Annotated in this window: 17 protein-coding genes; 4 read left to right on the top strand and 13 right to left on the bottom strand. The window is 64.6% G+C overall.

The genetic code is table 11. From position 1 onward, the window contains the following. Nucleotides 1-24 precede the first annotated feature (24 nt). Complete coding sequence (locus tag ACN19L_RS23265; RefSeq protein WP_315999489.1) at nucleotides 25-2,985, bottom strand: Tn3 family transposase; 2,961 nt, start codon at nucleotides 2,983-2,985, stop codon at nucleotides 25-27. A gap of 554 nt (nucleotides 2,986-3,539) precedes the next feature. Here ACN19L_RS23265 and hemA point away from each other — a divergent pair. Further along, the gene (gene hemA / locus ACN19L_RS23270) at nucleotides 3,540-4,796 is read left to right on the top strand and encodes a glutamyl-tRNA reductase (RefSeq protein ID WP_315999490.1); all 1,257 of its coding nucleotides are present in this window, start codon (nucleotides 3,540-3,542) and stop codon (nucleotides 4,794-4,796) included. A 228-nt stretch (nucleotides 4,797-5,024) separates the two neighbouring features. On the opposite strand, the gene ACN19L_RS23275 is transcribed toward hemA, so the two are convergent. The 12 genes from ACN19L_RS23275 to ACN19L_RS23330 form a co-directional block, all read right to left on the bottom strand. Next, nucleotides 5,025-5,711: a hypothetical protein gene (locus ACN19L_RS23275; protein ID WP_315999491.1), complete on the bottom strand. Its 687-nt coding sequence runs from the start codon at nucleotides 5,709-5,711 to the stop codon at nucleotides 5,025-5,027. A 111-nt stretch (nucleotides 5,712-5,822) separates the two neighbouring features. Next, on the bottom strand, nucleotides 5,823-6,761 hold the full coding sequence (gene hemF / locus ACN19L_RS23280) for an oxygen-dependent coproporphyrinogen oxidase (protein ID WP_315999492.1): 939 nt from the start codon (nucleotides 6,759-6,761) through the stop codon (nucleotides 5,823-5,825). Between the two features lie 32 nt (nucleotides 6,762-6,793). Next, entirely contained in the window at nucleotides 6,794-7,693 is a 900-nt protein-coding gene (locus ACN19L_RS23285; protein WP_315999493.1) for a universal stress protein, read from the bottom strand. A gap of 52 nt (nucleotides 7,694-7,745) precedes the next feature. Further along, nucleotides 7,746-8,504 carry a sulfite exporter TauE/SafE family protein gene (locus ACN19L_RS23290; protein ID WP_315999494.1) on the bottom strand — a complete coding sequence of 253 codons (759 nt, stop codon included), beginning with the start codon at nucleotides 8,502-8,504 and terminating at the stop codon, nucleotides 7,746-7,748. A gap of 52 nt (nucleotides 8,505-8,556) precedes the next feature. Then, nucleotides 8,557-9,018 carry a FixH family protein gene (locus ACN19L_RS23295; RefSeq protein WP_315999495.1) on the bottom strand — a complete coding sequence of 154 codons (462 nt, stop codon included), beginning with the start codon at nucleotides 9,016-9,018 and terminating at the stop codon, nucleotides 8,557-8,559. A 96-nt stretch (nucleotides 9,019-9,114) separates the two neighbouring features. Continuing rightward, a complete protein-coding gene (gene ccoG, locus ACN19L_RS23300; RefSeq protein WP_315999496.1) occupies nucleotides 9,115-10,524 on the bottom strand; it encodes a cytochrome c oxidase accessory protein CcoG in 1,410 nt (469 codons plus the stop codon). Nucleotides 10,525-10,620: 96 nt separating this feature from the next. Next, nucleotides 10,621-11,493, bottom strand: a complete 873-nt coding sequence (locus ACN19L_RS23305; RefSeq protein ID WP_315999497.1) for a cbb3-type cytochrome c oxidase N-terminal domain-containing protein — start codon at nucleotides 11,491-11,493, stop codon at nucleotides 10,621-10,623. A gap of 5 nt (nucleotides 11,494-11,498) precedes the next feature. After that, nucleotides 11,499-11,783: a hypothetical protein gene (locus tag ACN19L_RS23310; protein WP_315999498.1), complete on the bottom strand. Its 285-nt coding sequence runs from the start codon at nucleotides 11,781-11,783 to the stop codon at nucleotides 11,499-11,501. Then, nucleotides 11,777-11,980, bottom strand: a complete 204-nt coding sequence (locus ACN19L_RS23315; protein WP_315999499.1) for a hypothetical protein — start codon at nucleotides 11,978-11,980, stop codon at nucleotides 11,777-11,779. The genes ACN19L_RS23310 and ACN19L_RS23315 overlap by 7 nt, the downstream gene beginning before the upstream one ends. Before the next feature lie 20 nt (nucleotides 11,981-12,000). Beyond that, a complete protein-coding gene (ccoN, locus tag ACN19L_RS23320) occupies nucleotides 12,001-14,193 on the bottom strand; it encodes a cytochrome-c oxidase, cbb3-type subunit I (protein ID WP_426493611.1) in 2,193 nt (730 codons plus the stop codon). 107 nt (nucleotides 14,194-14,300) lie between these two features. After that, the gene (gene ccoS, locus ACN19L_RS23325) at nucleotides 14,301-14,495 is read right to left on the bottom strand and encodes a cbb3-type cytochrome oxidase assembly protein CcoS (protein ID WP_315999500.1); all 195 of its coding nucleotides are present in this window, start codon (nucleotides 14,493-14,495) and stop codon (nucleotides 14,301-14,303) included. An 11-nt stretch (nucleotides 14,496-14,506) separates the two neighbouring features. Beyond that, nucleotides 14,507-16,969, bottom strand: a complete 2,463-nt coding sequence (locus ACN19L_RS23330; protein ID WP_315999501.1) for a heavy metal translocating P-type ATPase — start codon at nucleotides 16,967-16,969, stop codon at nucleotides 14,507-14,509. Nucleotides 16,970-17,160: 191 nt separating this feature from the next. Here ACN19L_RS23330 and ACN19L_RS23335 point away from each other — a divergent pair, with 191 nt between their 5' ends. From ACN19L_RS23335 to ACN19L_RS23345, 3 genes are all read left to right on the top strand, one after another. Further along, nucleotides 17,161-17,634, top strand: a complete 474-nt coding sequence (locus ACN19L_RS23335) for a hypothetical protein (protein ID WP_426491316.1) — start codon at nucleotides 17,161-17,163, stop codon at nucleotides 17,632-17,634. A gap of 61 nt (nucleotides 17,635-17,695) precedes the next feature. Then, the gene (locus ACN19L_RS23340) at nucleotides 17,696-18,082 is read left to right on the top strand and encodes a group III truncated hemoglobin (RefSeq protein WP_315999503.1); all 387 of its coding nucleotides are present in this window, start codon (nucleotides 17,696-17,698) and stop codon (nucleotides 18,080-18,082) included. 62 nt (nucleotides 18,083-18,144) lie between these two features. Beyond that, on the top strand, nucleotides 18,145-18,447 hold the full coding sequence (locus tag ACN19L_RS23345; RefSeq protein ID WP_315999504.1) for a cupin domain-containing protein: 303 nt from the start codon (nucleotides 18,145-18,147) through the stop codon (nucleotides 18,445-18,447). The last annotated feature ends 7 nt before the right edge of the window (nucleotides 18,448-18,454 follow it).

Here is an 18,454-nt window from a genome sequence, read left to right on the forward strand (position 1 = left end):
TCAGAAAACGGAATAAATAGCACGTTAAGACCTGGAAAGGGGACGTAGAGGCTGAAATTTGCCGGGTGCACGCTTGGTACGCCACGAATAGTCGCCCGTCAGGTTGATGTGCTCCCAACCCAGCGGTGATAAGTAGGGCAACAGCGCTTCGTCCACGTTATGGCCGTGGGCGCGCAGGGCCTGCACGGCACGCTGCAGGTACACCGTATTCCACAACACGATGGCAGCCGTGAGCAGATTCAGGCCGCTGGCCCGGTAGCGTTGCTGCTCGAAGCCCCGGTCCCGGATTTCGCCCAGCCGGTGGAAGAACACGGCCCGGGCCAGTGCGTTGCGGGCTTCGCCTTTGTTGAGCCCCACCTGCACGCGGCGGCGCAAGTCGACGCTTTGCAGCCAGTCCAGAATGAACAGGCTCCGCTCGATGCGGCCCAGTTCGCGCAGGGCCACGGCCAGCCCGTTCTGGCGCGGGTAGCTGCCGAGCTTGCGCAGCATGAGCGAGGCCGTCACGGTGCCCTGCTTAATGGACGTGGCCAGACGTAAGATTTCTTCCCAATGGGCCAGGACGTGGCGCACGTTGAGCGTCCCGCCCAGCAGGGGCTGCAAGGCCTCGTATGCCGGGGAGCCCGGCGGCATATACAGCTTCGTGTCGCTTAGGTCGCGGATGCGGGGGGCAAACCGGTAGCTCAGCAGCGGCATCACGGCAAACAGGTGGTCGGTAAAGCCGGCCGTGTCGGTGTAGTGCTCGGCGATGCGCAGGTCGGATTCGTGGTAGAGCAACCCGTCGAGCACATACGTGGCATCGCGCACGCCGACGTTGATGACCTGACTGCTAAAGGGGGCGTACTGGTCCGAGACGTGGGTATAAAACAGCCGGCCCGGCTCGGCCCCGTATTTGGGATTAATGTGCCCGGTGCTCTCGGCGCGTCCCCCGGCCCGGAACCGCTGCCCGTCCGACGAAGAGGTCGTGCCGTCGCCCCAGTGGGCCGCGAAGGGGTGGCGCAGCTGCGCGTTGACCAGCTCGGCCAGGGCCAGCGAATAGGTATCATCGCGGATGTACCAGGCTTGCAGCCAGGAAAGTTTGGCGTGGGTGCTGCCGGGGCAGGATGCCGCCATTTTAGTCAGGCCCAAGTTCAGGCCATCGGCTAGCAGGGTGGTGAGCAGCAAGGCCGGGTCTCTGGTCGGGGCCCCGGTTCTCAGGTGCGTGAAGTGGCGGCTGAACCCGGTCCACTCGTCGACTTCCAGCAGCAGGTCCGTAATCTTGACGTGGGGAAGCTGGCGGGCTGCCTGCTCAATCAGGGCCTGGGCCGCGTCCGGCACGGCCGCATCGAGGGGCATGATTTTCAGGCCGGCCGCCGTCAGGCTGGCATCCGGCAACTCACCCGCTGCGGCCAGGCGGTTAACTGTTTCCAATTGTTGGGTCAGGTGCGCGAGGCGCTGCTGCAGGTACCGTTCCCCGTTCGGTTCCACGGCCAAGGGTAGCTCACCGGCCTGAAGTAGGGCGGCAAACGGTTCCGTCGGCACCAAGTACTCCTCGAAGTCCTTAAACTGGCGCGAGCCCAGCACCCACATATCGCCCGAGCGCAACGCGTTTTTGAGTTCAGCCAGGGCACATAGCTCGTAGTAGCGGCGGTCCAGCCCTTGGTCCGTCAGCACCAGCTTCTGCCAGCGCTTGCTGATGAAGGCCGTCGGCGCATCGGCCGGCAGCTTGCGGGCGCCCGTCGTGTTCAGCTCGCGCAACACGTCCAGCGCGGCCAGCAGACGTTTCGCGGCCGGGGCCGCCCGCAGCGGCAGGGCGGCTAGAAACGCGGGGGCGTAGCGGCGCAGCGTGGCGTAGTGCTCGCCTACCCGGTGCAGGAAATCAAAATCAGCCGGTTGAGCCAGTTGCTGCGCTTCGCCCACGCTGGCGGTGAATTCCTCCCACGGCAGCACCGATTCGATGGCCGCGAACGGGTCCGTGCCCGTGGCGCGGGCCGTGAGCAGGGCCTGCCCAATGCGCCCGAACAGGCGCACCTGCTGGTTGATGGCCTTGCCCGAGGCCTGAAACTGCTGCTGGTGCTTGTGTTTGGCCGCGTTGAACACCTTCCCCACGATGCGGTCGTGCAAGTCGAGCAGTTCGTCCAGCACCGTGGCCGTGCCTTCCAGGGCCAGGGCGACCAGCGTGGCCAGGCGACGCACCGGCTCGAATTTGGCCAAGTCGGCCGGAGTCATCTGGCCTCCTTCCCGGGCGATTTTGCGCAGCCGGTTTTGGTGGACCCGCCGTGCCAGGTCCGCCGGCAGCCCCAGCTGTTGCCACGCCGCCAAGCGGGCCAGGTGTTCCAGCATCTGCCGCGAAGTGGGGGCGGCGGGGGCTTGCCGCAGCCACGCCAACCAGGTCAGGGTACTGCCCTCGCGGCGGGTGAGCAGGTTTTCCAACGCCTGCCGGGTTTCCGAGGTCAGGTCCTCGGTCAGCGTCTGGTAAAGCCAGCGATTAGCCCGGGTTAAGGCCTCCGCGCTGAGACGTTCGAGAACGGTGACCGCGGGCAACAGGACACCCTGGTGGCGTAAGTGCCCTATCAAGGCTTGCACCAGCACCACGCCTTTGTCAGTTTGCCGGGCAACTTCGGCCAGCCACGGCACGGCGGCCCGGTAGTGCGGTAAGCCAAACGTCTGAATCGAAAAAGCCGCTTGCAGTTCCAGCAAGTGTTCGCGCCGGGTTTGCTCGCGCTGGCCATACACGGCCCACTCTGTTACCGAAATCTTCAGTTGGGTGGCCACAAAAGCCAGCAGCGACGAAGCCGGCAATTGCTCCACTGCCAATGATACCCCCGGAAACCGCAGGTAGCAAAGTTGCACAGCAAAGCCCAGGCGGTTAGCCACACCACGGTGTTGGTGAATCAGCGACAGGTCGGCTTCACTAAAGGTGTATTGCCGGATGAACTCCTCCGGGCTTTCGGGCAGCGCCAGGAGTTGCTCCCGTTCCGCTGCCGATAATATGGAACGACGAGGCATGGGGGTAGAGCAATTGGTAGCTAAAGATGATGATTCCGTTCCATCGCGCCGATACCAGCCTAATTAGCAGCCATCTACACAGCCCTTTCTGTTCACTTAGTGCGTGTTTGTGAATTTAAAAAAACACATTCTGCTCATCTGGCGTTCGCTTGTCGAGGCAATTCTCCCACTTCGTCATGTCGATTGATTGACAACGCCAGATGAGCAGGACGGTTTAAAGTGATTAAGAAAAATCCAAACACGCTCTTAATGTCACTGCTCGCACAACGCCCATGCCCCGACGCGGAGAAGTTTGAGAGCCACTGCATGAGGCACAGACGGACCAATCACTGACAAAAGCTGCAACACTCCAGGTCAGGGCGATGGACCGCCATTGCGCACGCTTGACGATAATCATGGCCTGGTCTGATGAAACTCATGGGCCAAGCAGCACCTACCCCGGAACTTTGACCCATTCATCCCAGCTAGCGCTCCTGCTCTTTTGCGGCAGGAATCCGGCAATCCGGTACCGCGCCAGGGTGGGTGTGTTTATGCTTTTCTGGTTGCCGTTTCCTATGACTAACTCCTTCAAGGCCCTCAGCCTTACCTATAAAAAGGCGCCATTAGCCATCCGTGAGCTGTTGGCGCTGAATGAGTTGGAATGTGAGCAAGTACAGCGCAGCCTTCAACAGGAGTTGGGCCTTTCCGACCTGCTGGTGCTGAGCACCTGCAACCGCACGGAAGTGTACTATACGGCCGAGGACGACCAACAGATAGCCATCATTGACGCGCTGGGTCACACCAAAGGCTGCGCCAGCAGCCGGGGCTACGCTTCGTACTTTGAGCACTTTACAACGGCCGGGGCCGCCGCGCAACATCTCTTCGAGGTAGCCTTGGGGCTGGATGCTCAGGTTGTCGGCGACCTGCAGGTTATCAACCAAGTGAAGCTGGCCTACCGCCGTTCGGTGGCGGCGGCGGCGGCAGGGCCGTTTCTGCACCGGCTGCTCCACGCGGTGCTCGCGGCCAACAAGCGGGTGCAGCAGGAAACGGCTTTTCGCGACGGCGCAGCCTCCACTTCCTCCGCCACCCTGGAACTGGTGGAGGCGCTGACGGCCGACCTGCCCTCGCCGCGGGTGCTGGTTGTGGGGCTGGGCGAAATTGGCGCCGATGTGGCCCGCCACTTCGCCAAAAGCCGGCGCTTTACGCACGTCACGCTCTGCAACCGGACCCGCGTCAGGGCCGAGGCGCTGGCCGCGGTGCGCGGCCTGAAGGTCCTTGAGTTTGCGGACCTGGCCGACGGCGTGCGGCAGGCCGATGTTATTATTTCCTCAGTTTCCGCGCCGGTGCCCCTGTTCACCCGGGAGCTGGTGGCCGGCCTAGAGGTGCTGAGTCCTAAGTTCTTCATCGACCTTTCGGTGCCGCGCAGCGTGGACCCCGCCGCCGAGCACGTGCCGGGGGTGCTGGTTTACAACATCGACGCCATCCAGCATCAAGCCTCGGCGGCCCTGAGCCGGCGCCTGGCGGCCGTGCCCCAGGTGTGGGCCATCATTGCTGAAAGCGTAGCCGGCCTGCGGGAACGGAGCCGGGAGCTGCATGTGTCGCCGGCCATTCAGCAGTTGAAAAATACCCTGGAGCAGCTGCGGCAACAGGAGCTGGCCCGATTTCAGAAAAAGGCCAGCCCCGCCGAAGCCCGGCGGCTCGACCAAGCCACCCAGGCCCTGACCCAGAAGTTTCTCAAGCTACCCGTGCTGCAACTTAAAGCCGCCTGCCAGCGCGGCGAGGCCGACGAGCTGGTTGCCGCGCTCACCGAATTATTTGTGTTGAAAGCCTAACGGAGCGGATAGCCGGCCCGGTACCGCATAGGCTGCAAGCGCCACCGTCTGTGCCGCTTCGAGCCTATTGTGCGGGAGGCAAGCAGTCCCAGCGCGGGCGCACGGGGCTGAGCCGGTTTCTGCAAGCCAGCTCAGACAGCCTCCGTCGGGCCTGCTAACGCTTGAAAACGGCCCGACAGGCGCTATATCGGGCCGGTGAGCTGGTAGCCCGGCGGCCCAGCGCTTCCTTTACCGGCACTTTCCGCGCAGGTCGAGGAACACCAACCGCCAGCGGCCACCCACGCCGGCCGATTTCGAGAAGTGGAACTGGTAGCCGGTGCGGGTTTGCAGCACCCCGCGCACGCAGCGGCCCTGGGCGGCCTGGGCCTGGTTGCGGTTGCCCCCTTTGATGGCCGCGGTTTTCCAGAAATCCAGCGCCCGAAACGGCGCGGATGGCCCTACGAAGCAGCCCTCTTCGGCAAAGGTGCCGGCGGGGCAGGCCGCAGCGGGCAGCTTGGCCACCGGCTTGGGCGCCGCGCAGGTCATGAGTTGTTTGTCCAGGGCGAAAAGCGGCTGTTGGTGCTGGTCGCGGAAGCGGCGCACGTCGGCCACCCGCGTCACGAGTGGCACGCCGCCGGCCTGCTCCAGTACCCACAGGCCGTATTCGGGGTCGAGCAGTTGATTGAGGGTGGCCGCGTCGTGTCCCCGCAGGCTGCCGTCGAGGATAAGCCAGGCGCCGGTCACGGAGGTATCGGCAGGCATGACCGGATTTTCGGTTTTGGCGGCGGCCGAGTCGGGCTTGGGTGTGCTGGCGGCCGTGAGTACCTGCGGCTGGCCCTGGCCGGTGGGCTTGGCGGGCATGCCATTGGGATTTTTAACGTCGCCGCAGGAGGTTACCAGCAAGGCCAGGACGGACAAAAGTTGTTGAAGACGCATGTGAGGTGATAATTGAGCTGTTGGCCAGACTGGATGAGGCGGCCGATGGAGAAAGTGTGGCCGAGCTCGGTCGAGGGGCTGGCGCTGTCGGAGCGGGGAGTGGGTGAAGGGTCAGGAAGCCAGCCAGTCGATGCCTTTGCGCAGCCAGGCTTGGGTGTCGGCCTCCGCCGAGCCGGGCTCCGGGGTGAGGTTGTAGTGCCACTCGGCCTGGGGCGGCAGGCTCATCAGGATGCTTTCCGTGCGCCCCCCGGTTTCCAGACCGAAGCGGGTGCCCCGGTCGATGGCGAGGTTAAACTCGGCGTAGCGGCCGCGACGCACCTGCTGCCAGTGCTTTTCGCGGGCGCCGTGGGGCAGGTCGCGGTTCTGGCGCATCAGGGCGCAGTAGGTGCGGCCGTATACCTCGCCCACGGCTTTCATGAAGGCAAACAGCTCGTCAAAAGTGCCGTCCGGCCCCACTGTAAGTCGGTCGAAGAAGATGCCGCCCACGCCCCGGGTTTCCTGGCGATGGGGCAGGTAGAAATACTCATCGGCCCATTCCTTGAAGCGGGCGTAGTAGGCCGGGTGGTGCTGGTCACACACCTGCTTGATTTCCCGGTGAAACCAGCGCGCTTGCGCCTCATTCACGTAAATCGGGGTTAGGTCCAGCCCGCCGCCGAACCAGGCTTCGCCGTTGCCGGCCTCAAAGTAGCGCACGTTCATGTGCGAGATGGGCACCATCGGGCTGCGCGGGTGCTGCACCACCGAAACGCCGGTGGCGAAGTAAGTGGGGTCGGGCATGAGCAGCTGGCGCGCGGCGGCCTCGCTCAGGCGGCCCCACACCGCCGAGAAGTTAACCCCGCCTTTTTCCAGCACTGCTCCCGGACCGATAACCCGGGTGCGTCCACCACCCCCGCCTTCGTGCGACCACGCATCCTCGCGGAAGGTGGCGCCGCCATCGGCGGCTTCCAGCTGCTGGCACAGCCAGTCCTGAAACTGGCGCATCCACGCCTCCACGGTGGCGCGGGCGGATGCAGGGAAGGTTTGGGGGGGCAAGGGCAGGGAAATAGTCATTTGATAAAGTGGGTTGTCAGGGTGGCGCGCACTCAGCTTGCCGATGCTTTTTCAAGGTGCGGCCCAGCTATCAGCCGGGCTTCGGCTGCTTTGCGCAGGCTGCATTGGGCGCAGCAGCTTGCCGTGGGCTCGGTGCTGGTGCCCAGCACAAGCACCGGAATGCGCAAGTGGTAGGCGTTGGTTTTGGCATAGTGCGGATTGAAGAAGCGCCGCACCAGGCAGCCGTCGGCCGTAGCTACCACCAGCAGTTGCGCCGCCTGTTGCTCGCAGAATTCGCTGAGGTCTTCCAACTCGTCCTCGGCAGGCAGCAGGTGCACCGCGGCCGCAGCAAAGCGGCTGCGCGCAGCAAGCACGCCTTTTTTTAGGGGCGCGAGGCCCGCGCTGCCGGCCCCGTAGAACTGCACCAGGTCGAAGTGCGCCCCGGATGGGCGCACTAAGCCCGGAAGCGGGCTCAGGTGCCGACTGGCCAGCCGGGTAAAGTCGCCCGACACGACCACGCGGGCGGGCAGCTCATGTCGGCCGGGCGGTACCAGCAGCACGGGGCAACTCACTAGCTCGGGCAACAGGGCGCGGGGTGCGCCAGCGGCCTGCGCTTCGGCGCAATCGGCCAGAGCCAGGCCGGCCACCACCAAGTCGGCGTTGAAACCGGCCACCAGCACTTGCAGGCCTTCGGCCGAGAGCCCATCTCCCGCGTGGTAATAGTAGTTGATGCGCCGGCCGCTCTGCCGGGTTAGCTGCCGGTAGCGCAGGCGTTCGGCTAAGGCCTCCAGCCGGTGAAGCAGGTCCGCCCGCCGTTCGGGCGTGAGGGGGCCGTCGGCGGCGCTGTGCACCAGCACAATTTCGGCGGGCAGGCGCAAAGCCAGCTTGTTGGCGTACACCAGCGCGTGTTCGGACGACGCCGTGAAATCAATAGGCACGAGAATGGTTTGCATGGCGAAGAGCTGGTGGGCGCGGGTTGAAAACGGTAGGACAATGCGAGAATAACTATTTGGACTGCTCAGTTGGAGCGGCCGCGGCGGGGCCGTGACAGTAATGCACCGTAGCCGGCTGGCCTGCGGCAACGCGTTCGGAGCCACCTAGTTGCGGACTCACGTAGGGAATGCCCAGTCCCAGCCCCCGCAGAATGAACAGCCCCGCCATAACGGTGGCCAGCACGGGCACGGCCCGCCGCAGCCGCCCCCGCCACGCCAGTGGCACCAGCTGCCCAGTGAGCGACAAGGCCAGCATCAGCGGCAGCGTGCCCAGACCAAACAGGGCCATGTAGCCCGCTGCCCCGGCCACGCCCGGCACGCTCAGGGCCCCGGCCAGCGCCAAATACACTAAGCCGCAGGGCAGCAACCCATTGAGCAGACCCGTGGCATAAAGCGCCCCCAGCGAGGGCTGCTGGTAGTAATACGCCAGCCGGCTTTTAACTTTAGCCAGCACCACATCCAAATCAACAAAGGCAGCGGCCCGGCCCAGCCACCGCTCGGGTGTGGCCACGAGCAGCAGAATCAGCGCGCCCGAAAGCACCGACAAGCCCTGCTGCCAGCCCGCCAGCCGCAGACCCTGGCCCACCGCACCAGCTGCAGCGCCCAGCGCGGCGTAGGTACTCACGCGGCCCAGGTTGTAGAGCACCCGCCCAGCCACGTAACGCCTGCGCGAGCCACCCGCGCCCGGCAGCGCCAGCGCAATGGCCCCGCACATGCCCACGCAGTGGAAGCTGCCCAGCAACCCAAATAGAAAGCCTGCCCAAAGCATCATACCGCGTATTATTAAGATACAAAGACGCCGGCGCGAACGCCCTGGCCAAGAGTTAGATGGATAACTCCTTTTCCACAAAATACTGGTGGCCGCCGGCCGTAAAATCCAGCCGCAGCCGCCAGTAGCCCGCCAGCAGCCGGCTGGTGTTCAGCTCTTGCCGCGCCGAGTCCCCGGTCGGCGAAAAGGGCAGCCGGAAATCCAGCTTCTGGTCGGAGGGCCGGAAGAAGTACAGCGTGCCCCGCACCGCCTGCCCGGCCAAGGCGGGCGGCAGTTGGAGGGTAAGGCGCTGAGAAGCTCGTTCGTAGGCCACACGCACCGGGGCGGGCAGCGCGGCCGTGCGCGCCACCGATTCCATGCGCTGCTGGTAGGCCAGCTCCTGCTGGTAGTAGTCGGCGCTCACCAGGTCCACGTTGGTGCGCATGGCCCGCTGCACCATGTAGCCGATGTAGGCAGCAAAGAGCACGAAAGTGGCAATGATGGCGTAGGGCCAAAGGTTGCGGCGGGTAGTGGTCATGGGGTTGAATTGTAGCGCGGACGCTGCGAGTCCGCGCCTGGGCGGATTTCGTTCGGGTGTGGTGCGGGCGCGGACTCGCGGCGTCCGCGCTACTTTTCACTGCACCGGCCCGAGGAACTTGGTTTTGGTTTCGGTAATCAACTGGCCCCCGCTGAACACACCGATGCGGATTTTCTGGTTGGTGGTGTGCAGCGCCGACTTGGGCAACTCAGCGAAGAACACGCCCTCGGTGATGCCTTGGGCTGGTAGTTTCAGCCCGTCGTTGCCGACCAGCGCAATGGTGCCGCCGGCGGGCTCCAGCATCTTCAGGGTGATGGGGTACGGGTGATTGGTTTTGTTGATAACCGAGATGTTGTAGAGGTTGGTGATGGTGCCGTGGGCGGTTTTCTGAAACAGCTGGCCCGGCGTGCGCAGCACCGTGGCTTCCACGTTGGAGCGCGACACCAACAGGAAGGTGAGGCCCAGCAGCACCGCCACCAGGGCCCCCGATAGCGCTTTCATGCGGCCCGTGAGGCGAAAGCGCGTGCCCTGAGCAATGTCGTTGACCGAGGCGTGGCGGATGAGGCCCAGCGGCAGGTTCACCATTTCCATGATGTGGTTGCAGGCGTCGACGCAGGCCGTGCAGTTGGTGCATTCCAGCTGCTGCGCCCCGTTGCGGATGTCGATGCCCGTGGGGCACACCTGCACGCACTGGTGGCAGTCGATGCAGTCCCCAGCCAGGCGCACTTGGTTTTTGCGCAGCTTCTCGCGCGGCTCGCCCCGCTTGTAATCGTAGGCCACCACCAGGCTGTCTTTATCCAGCAACACGCCTTGCAGACGGCCGTAGGGGCAGGCGATGGTGCACACCTGCTCGCGAAAGCGAGCAAAAACGGCGTAGAACACGCCCGTGAACACGACCATTGACGCCAGTCCGCCCAGGTGAGCCGCGGGCGGGTCCGTAATAATCTTCACCAGCTCGTCCGAGCCCACGATGTAGGCCAGGAAGGTGTTGGCAATCAGAAAGGAAAGCAGCAGAAACAGCGTGTGCTTGCTGGTTTTGCGCCAGATTTTGTTCCAGGTCCAGTCGGCCCGGTCCAGGGCTTTTTGCTGGGGGCCGTCGCCTTCGAGCCAGTACTCGATGCGGCGGAACACCATCTCCAGAAAGATGGTCTGCGGGCACACCCAGCCGCAGAACAGGCGGCCGTAGACGATGGTGAACAGGATGATGAACAGCACAAACGCCAGCGCCCCTACCAACAGAATGAAAAAATCCTGGGGCCAGAAAATCTGGCCGAAGATGATGAACTTCCGGGCCGGCAGGTTCAGCATGAGCACCGGCAGCTCGTGAATGCGCAGCCAGGGGCCGGCAAAGAGCAAGGCCAGCAGGCCGTAGCTAATCCACTTGCGGGCGCGGTAGAGCCGGCCGCTGGGCTTCTTGGGATACAGCCAGATGCGCTTGCCTTCGCCATCCACCGTCGCAATGTGGGTGCGAAAGTCGTCGTCGGGCTGATAGTTGATAGCGGCCATTGGGGTGGTAAATTAGTGGTGTGCTCCGGTGCGCCGGCGCCAACCGGCCGGCCGGGGTCGGTCAACTCGTCAACAGCCGGTTTGCGGTGCCGGGCCTTACTTGCTGGCCAGGGGCTTGCCGCCGGCTTCCTTCTCGCCCTGCGGCTCTTTGGCGCCCGCCGGCTTCGAGCCTTGCAGCGACTGGATGTAGGAGGCCACTTGCAGAATCTGCTTGCCGGCCAGCTTGCCCTTCCAAGCCACCATGCCCTTGCTGGTCACGCCGTACTTAATGGTTTTGTAGACGTGGTTGATTTCGCCGCCGTGCAGCCAGTACTCGTCGGTGAGGTTGGGCCCCACTTTGCCCTCGGCGCTGGCCCCGTGGCAGGGGGCGCAGTTGGTGGCGAAAATGCTTTTGCCGGCGGCCAGGTCGGCCGGGGCGGTGAGGGCCGTGTAGGTCGTAAGCTTGTTGGGGTCGTCGGCCTCGGCCGACACCAGCAGGGTAGCCTGGCGCATCTCGGTTTCGTACTCGGCCAGCTGCAGCTGCCCGGCGTTGGCCACGTGGTAGTAGCCCATGTAGCCCACGGCAAACACGATGGTGAAGTAAAAGCCGTACTTCCACCACGGCGGCAAGTCGTTGTCGTACTCCGAGATGCCGTCGTACTCGTGGCCCATCAGCTCGTCCTTGCGTTCCCCGTTCACCAGGCGGGTGTCACCGACCAGCAGGCCCACCACCTTGCCGCTCCAGGTGTCGTGCACCGTGGGCAACTCGTAGAGTTTGCGCAGCTGTGGCTTGAGCTTGACGACTATCATCGTAAAGAGCAAGGCAAACACCAGCAGCACCAGCACCAGCGTGCTGAGCAAAAACCAAAACAGCATTTCCTGGGTGTCGGGGCCACCCGTCTTGGCCGGCGCGGCGGCCGGCTCCTGGGCTACGGCGGCGCCTGCCTGTAGTAGGCCGGCGAGGAGCAGCGGCCCGGTCTTTCGGGTCAAATGGGTTAACATGCGGCGGCTTCTGGCTTCGTGGAGGTAGAAGAGGACGGGTGGGTGGCCACTTCCGGCGCGGCGCGCTGCTGCTGCCAGTAGGGGCTGCTGGTGGCCGAGGCCACGGAGGTGCCGACGACTACAACCAGCAGCGCCACGAGGCCCAGTACGCCCACCAGCACCCAAAACAGTGCATCCGAGCCCGAGGGCGCGGGCGCGGTGGCCGGAGTTTGGCCAGCGGCCAGGTAACTCGTGAGCAGGCCCGTGGCCGTCATCAGGAGGGAGCGTCTGGCTAGCATAGCACGTCGGGGCCGAGGGCCGGTTGCGGGGTTTCGTCGTCGGCGCGCAGGGGCATTTCGCTCATCTCGCGCAGGTGCTGGCGGTTGGCCCGCACCACGTACACGAGCAGGCCCAGGAAAAACAGGAAGAAGATAGCCAGCGAGATGAGCGGGTATATCTCGACCCCGGCAATAGATTGCAATACTTTCTTGTCCATGGTCTGGCACTGAAAAGGGGTTACTGGGCGGCCGCGGCGGCCTGCTCGGGCTTCACTTTGATGTCGGTGCCCAAGCGCTGGAGGTAGGCAATCAGGGCCACAATCTCTTTGTCCGACTTCACCTCGATGTCCTCCTTTTTCAGGTCGCGCACGATGCCGTCGGCCTGGGCGCGGGCATCGGCCTCGGCCTGCTGGTCGAAGCCCGCCGGGTAAGGTGTGCCCAACTGTTGCAGCACCCGAATTTTGGTAGGCAGGGTACTGTAGTCAATGGTGTTGTCATACAGCCAGGGGTAGGGCGGCATGATGGAGCCGGGCGACATGCTGGTGGGGTCCAGCATGTGGTTGTAGTGCCAGGAGTGCGGGTATTTGCCACCCAGGCGGTGCAAATCGGGCCCGGTGCGCTTGCTGCCCCACAAAAAGGGCCGGTCGTACACAAACTCGCCGGCTTTGCTGTACTCGCCGTAGCGCTCGGTTTCCGAGCGGAACGGGCGCACCATCTGGGTGTGGCAGTTCGAGCAGCCTTCTTTAATGTAGAGGTCGCGGCCTTCCAGCTCCAGGGGCCGGTAGGGCTTGACGGAGGCGATGGTGGGCACGTTGCTTTTGACCAGAAAGGTGGGCACCATCTCGATAATGCCGCCAATGGCAATGGCCACGGTGGCCCAGAACGCCAGCTGAAACGGGCGGCGCTCAATCCAGCGGTGCCAGTGGCCGGCGTCGGCGTGCGGGTCTTCGGCGGCGGGCAGCAGCGCGGGGGCCGTGGCTTTCTCCTCGGCCAGCAGCGCGCCGGCCTGGGCCGTCTTGAACAGGTTGTAGGTCATCAGCAGCGCGCCGGCCAGGTAGAGCACCCCGCCGATGCCGCGCAGGTAGTACATGGGCACGATTTGCAGCACCGTTTCCAGGAAGTTGGGGTACTGCAGCATGCCCTCGGCGTTGAACTGCTTCCACATGAGCCCCTGCGTGAAGCCGGCCCAGTACAGGGGCAGCGCGTACACCAGAATGCCGATGGTGCCAATCAAAAAGTGGATGTTGGCCAGCTTCTTGGAGTACAGTTCGGTGCGGTAGAGGCGCGGCCACAGCCAGTAGAGCATGGCAAAGGTCAGGAAGCCGTTCCAGCCCAGGGCCCCCACGTGCACGTGGGCCACAATCCAGTCGGTGAAGTGGGCAATGGCGTTCACGTTCTTAAGGCTCAGCATGGGGCCTTCAAAGGTGGCCATGCCGTAGGCCGTGATGGCCACCACCAGAAACTTGAGCACCGGCTCCTCGCGCACTTTGTCCCAGGCGCCGCGCAGCGTCAGCAGCCCGTTAATCATACCGCCCCAGCTGGGCGCAATCAGCATAATGCTGAACGCCACACCCAGGCTCTGGGCCCAGTCGGGCAAGGACGTATACAGCAAGTGGTGCGGCCCGGCCCAGATGTAGATAAAAATCAAGGACCAGAAGTGGATGATGCTCAGGCGGTAGGAGTACACCGGCCGCCCGGCCGCCTTGGGCAGGAAGTAGTACATCAGCCCCAGGTAGGGCGTGGTCAGGAAGAAAGCCACCGCGTTGTGCCCGTACCACCACTGCACCAGCGCGTCCTGCACACCGGCGTACATGGAGTAGCTTTTCATAAAGCTCACCGGCAGCTCCATGGAGTTGACGATGTGCAGCACGGCGATGGTGATGAACGTGGCGATGTAGAACCAGATGCCCACGTACAGGTGCCGCTCGCGCCGCCGCGCAATGGTGCCGAACATGTTCCAGCCGAACACCACCCAAATCACCGTAATGGCAATGTCAATGGGCCATTCCAGCTCGGCGTACTCCTTGCTCGTGGTGAAGCCCAGGGGCAAGGAAATCAGGGCGCTGAGGATGATGAGCTGCCAGCCCCAGAAGTGAATCTTGCTCAGGGCCTTGGAGTACATCGGCGTTTTGCACAGGCGCTGCAGCGAGTAGTACACGCCCATGAAGATGCCGTTGCCGACGAAGGCGAAAATCACCGCGTTAGTGTGCAGCGGCCGGATGCGGCCGAAGGTGGTGACGGCCGTGTTCATGTTCACGGCGGGCTGCGCCAGCTCGAAGGCGGCCAGGATGCCCACCAGCATGCCGGCAATGCCCCAGAATACGGTGGCCAGGCCGAAATTGCGGACAATCTGGTTGTCGTAGAAAAACGTGTCGACCGCCTGGCTGAGCCGGCTCGGAACCTGCGGCTCGTCGGCGGAAAGAGGCGGCATGGGGGTGGCTTGCATGAGCAAAAAGAAGCTAGTGGTTTACTCCTCCAAAGGTCCTGCAAGCCCCTTTCGGGCGGCATGACGGCGGTCAAGCCCGCACTTGATTAATCTCAACCAAGCGGCTTTTCGCCGCTCCTTGGTTCGTCCGGGTCGGCCGGTTCGTCGGGCACGTCATCGAACAGCATCCGCACCGAGGGCGTGTAAGCATCGTCGTACTGCCCGCTGCGCACGGCCCAGAGAAAGCCACCCAGAAACAGCAGGGCCACGAGCAGGCTGATACCAATCAGCGGAAAAATAATGGTCATAAAAAGCCGGTTTATAGCCGATGGCGCCGGGCCGCCCAGCCCACCAGCAGGGTCGCTGCTACCATCACGCTCAGCGAGCTGATGGGCATGAGAATGGCCGATACAATGGGCGTGAACCGGCCCTGCACCGCCAGCGCCAGCCCGAAGCCGTTGTAGCAGAATGACAACCCAAACGTGACCAGCACCACCCGCAGGCAGGCCCGCGAAAAGCTCAGAAACGCGGCCAACTGCCCAAACGCCCCGGCATCGAGGATGGCATCGCAGGCGGGCGAGAAGTTGGTGAGCTGGTCGGTGAGGGCCAGGCCGGCGTCGGCGGCCCGCAGCGCGCCCGCGTCGTTGAGGCCGTCGCCCACCATCACCACGGTGTGGCCCTGGGCGCGCTCAGCGGCGATGTAGGCCAGCTTATCGGCCGGCGACTGCCGGAAATGCAGCGCCGCGTCCGCGCCAAACAGTGCCCGCAGGCGGGGGCCTTCGGCTTCGGTATCGCCGGAAAGCACCGCCAGCCGGTAGCGGCGGCCCAGTTGGGTTAGCAGCGCCGGCAGGGCCGGACGGTACACGTTGTGAAAGGTAAAGTAGCCAGCCAGCTCGTCGTTCAGGGCCACGTACACCCGCGTTTCGGGCGCCAGGGTCGAAGCCGGCTGTTCCGGTTCTTTTGGTCCGACGGCTTTTTCAGCCGTCCGGTCGGAGGGGGTGACATTGACGAACTCCTGGCCCCCCAGACGCACCGTGCCGCCGGCCGCGTCCGTAGCGGCCACGCCCTGGCCGGGCACTTCGCGGCAGGTGGCCAGCACCAGGGAGGTGGCCGGCAGCTCGTGCGCCAGGCGCTGGCTCAGCGGGTGCGTGGACTGAGCGGCAGCGGTGGCAATCAGCTGCTTTTCGGGGGCCGAGAGGGGCCGGCCGTGGTAGTGCACTTCGGCCTGTGCCGTGTCGGTGAGGGTGCCGGTTTTGTCGAAAATCAGCGTATCGGCGCGGCCCAGCGTTTCGATGACGGCGGCGTTTTTCAGATACAGCTGGTGGCGGCCCAGCACCCGCAGCGCGGCCCCCAGGGCGAAGGGCGTGGCCAGCGACAAGGCGCAGGGGCAGGCAATGACCAGCACCGAGGTGAAGGCCCGCCACATCAGGGCCGTATCGCGCGGGGCCCAATAGGCCAGTGTGCCGGCCGCCAGCAGCAGCGTGAGGGCCACGAAGTAGCGGCCCACGCGGTTGGCGTAGGTTTCCAGGGTGCGGTGAGTTGCCTCCTTGGCGAAGGCCGGGTTGTTCCAGAGCTGGGTGAGGTAGCCCTGGCTGACTTCGCGCACCACTTCCAGCTCAATGGCTTCGCCCAGCTGCCGGCCGCCGGCGTACACCAGCTCGCCCGAGGCGCGGGCCACCGGCGTGCTCTCGCCCGACACGAAGGAGTAGTCCACTTGGCCCGCGCCGCGCAGCAGCACGGCATCGGCGGGCACCACTTCCTGGTGCCGCACCCGGATGCGGTGGCCCTGCTTCAGCTCGTTCACCGAGATGGATTGCTCGCCGGCGGGCGTGAGCAGAGTAACGGCTACCGGGAAGTAAGAAGTGAAGTCGCGGTCGAAGCGCAGGGCGTCGTAGGTGTGCTGCTGCACCCACTTACCAATCAGCATGAAAAACACCAGGCCCGTGAACGAGTCGAAGTACCCCGGTCCGCGCCCCGTGAGCACCTCAAACGTGCTCACGCAGAACAACGACAACAGCCCTAGGCTGATGGGGAAATCGAGGTTGATGTAGCGCTGCCGCAGCCCCTGCCCCGCCGAGTGCCAGAACGGCCGGGCACTGTACAGCAGCACCGGCAACGCCAGGACCATGCTCAGCAGGCCAAAAAAGTATCCGAACCCGGCCTGCAATTCCTCCACAAACGAGAAGTACTCGGGTAGGGCCAGCAGCATCACGTTGCCGAAGGCGAAGGCGGCCAGGCCCAGCTGGTAGTAGAGCGTGCGACCGGCGCGGTGGGGCTGCGCGCCCAGCTCGGCCAGCGTAATCTGCGGCTCGTAGCCCACCGAGGCCAGCAGCTGCACCACGGCCTTGAGGCTGGTTTCGGCCGGGAGGTAAGTAATGGTGATTTCCTTGCGCAGAAACTGCACCCGCGCCTCCACGATGCCGGGGTTGAGCCGGGGCAGGTGCTCGAGCAGCCAGATGCAGGACGTACAGTGCATCTGCGGGATGGCCAGCGTGAGGCGGGCCCGCTCCGGCGAGCGAAACGCGAGTAGCTGCGCCTGCACGGCTTCCGAGTCGAGGTAGTCGAAGCGGCCGGACAGCTCCACGGCCTTCACTTTCAGGCCGGGCTGCGCGTCGAGGCGGTAGTAGGTGCAGAGGTTATGGGCGTCGAGCAGCTCGTACACGGTGCGGCAGCCGGCGCAGCAGAAGGGCTTTTCGGCCAGCAGCGGCTCCGGCGGGCACGCTTCGCCGCAGTGGGCGCAGGCCAGGCGGGTAGCAGGCAGTTCAAGTACGGTAGCGGACACGGTGGACTTGGCAGGTGCAGCCACAAAGCTCCGGGCCGGCCCTTTCGGAAACCTTGACGAGTATCAACCCCCCGCTTGATTGTTGTCAGGGCGGGTCCGGCGGGGGCTGTTCACCTTTGTGCTGCTGGCCGCCTACCGCTGCCAGGGCGGAACCACTCACGCCTTCCGCCAACTTCTCCCCGTTGCACGCCATGATGCGTCCGCCTTTTGCCCTCGTGCTGGTGGCCACCCTGTTTCTATGGGCCGGCCTGATAATTGGCATCTCCTTTCTGGAAGCGCCGCTCAAATTTACGGCCCCACACATCACCCTGGCCCTGGGCGTGGGCATCGGCCGGGTGGTGTTCCACGCCCTGAACAAGGTGGAAATCGGGCTCTATGCCGGGGCCGCCGTTTGCGCCATTTACCTGCGCGTGCCGGGGCGGGTCGGCGGGGCGCTGGTTCTGCTGGCGGCGGTGCTGCTGCTCCAAACCTTTTGGCTGCTGCCGGCCCTGGATGTGCGGGCCGAGGCCCTACTCCATGGCCACCCCCCGCCGGCCAGCTCCCTGCACCTGCTTTACATCGGCGTGGAGGCGGTCAAGCTCTGCTTGGTGCTCGGCACGGGCACGCTGGCTTACCTGGCGCTGCACCGCCCGCCGCCCCGCCTGGCTTCCCCAACCGGCTTTTGACGCCCGCGCTACCCCGGCCTGCCGGGAGCCCGACAGGCCAGTTGGCTCTTTTTCTTTCGCTATGCCCGATTCCCGCCCCGATATTCAAACCGAAGCCGACGTGAAAACGCTGGTGGACACCTTCTACGACAAAGTGAATGCCGACCCGCTGCTGGCGCCCGTGTTCAACGAGTTTGCCCGCGTCGACTGGGCCGCCCACCTGCCCCGGATGTACGACTTCTGGAGTGGCCTGCTCCTGCACACCGCGCGCTACCGGGGCCAGCCGTTTCGCAAGCATATCCCGCTGCCTATCGGCGGCGCGCACTTTGAGCGGTGGCTGGCCCTTTTTCACCGGACCGTGGACGAGCTGTTTGCCGGCCCGGTGGCGGCCGAAGCCAAGCTCCGCGCTCAAAGCATTGCCCACGTGTTCGAAACGCGCCTGCAGCCCGGCCGGTTGTCGGTGCTCTGAATACCCCAGCAAACCGAAGCAGCCAGCCGCTTCCTTTCATCCCCCATTCATCCCCTACCCTTATGGAATTCAGCAACGGCAGCCTGCTCGCGGGCACCCACCCGCGCGCCACTGAAACGCCCACCCAGGTGCTGCTCCAGCGCGACGGCCACCGCGTGCTGCGCAAAAGCTTCGAGCCCGGCCAGGGCATGGCCCCGCACCACGCCCCGCACGACGTGTTTGTGGTGGTGCTCTCCGGCGAAATGGTCATCACCGTTGGCGGCCAGCCGCAAACCTACGTGGCCGGCGACTACGTCATCTTCCCCGCCGGGGCCGAGCACGGGCTGCGCTGCCAGCAGGCCGCGCATGTTCTCATCTACCTCTAATAAGCCC

The sequence above is a fragment of the Hymenobacter sp. 102 genome (assembly GCF_049949205.1).
Lineage (GTDB): Bacteria > Bacteroidota > Bacteroidia > Cytophagales > Hymenobacteraceae > Hymenobacter.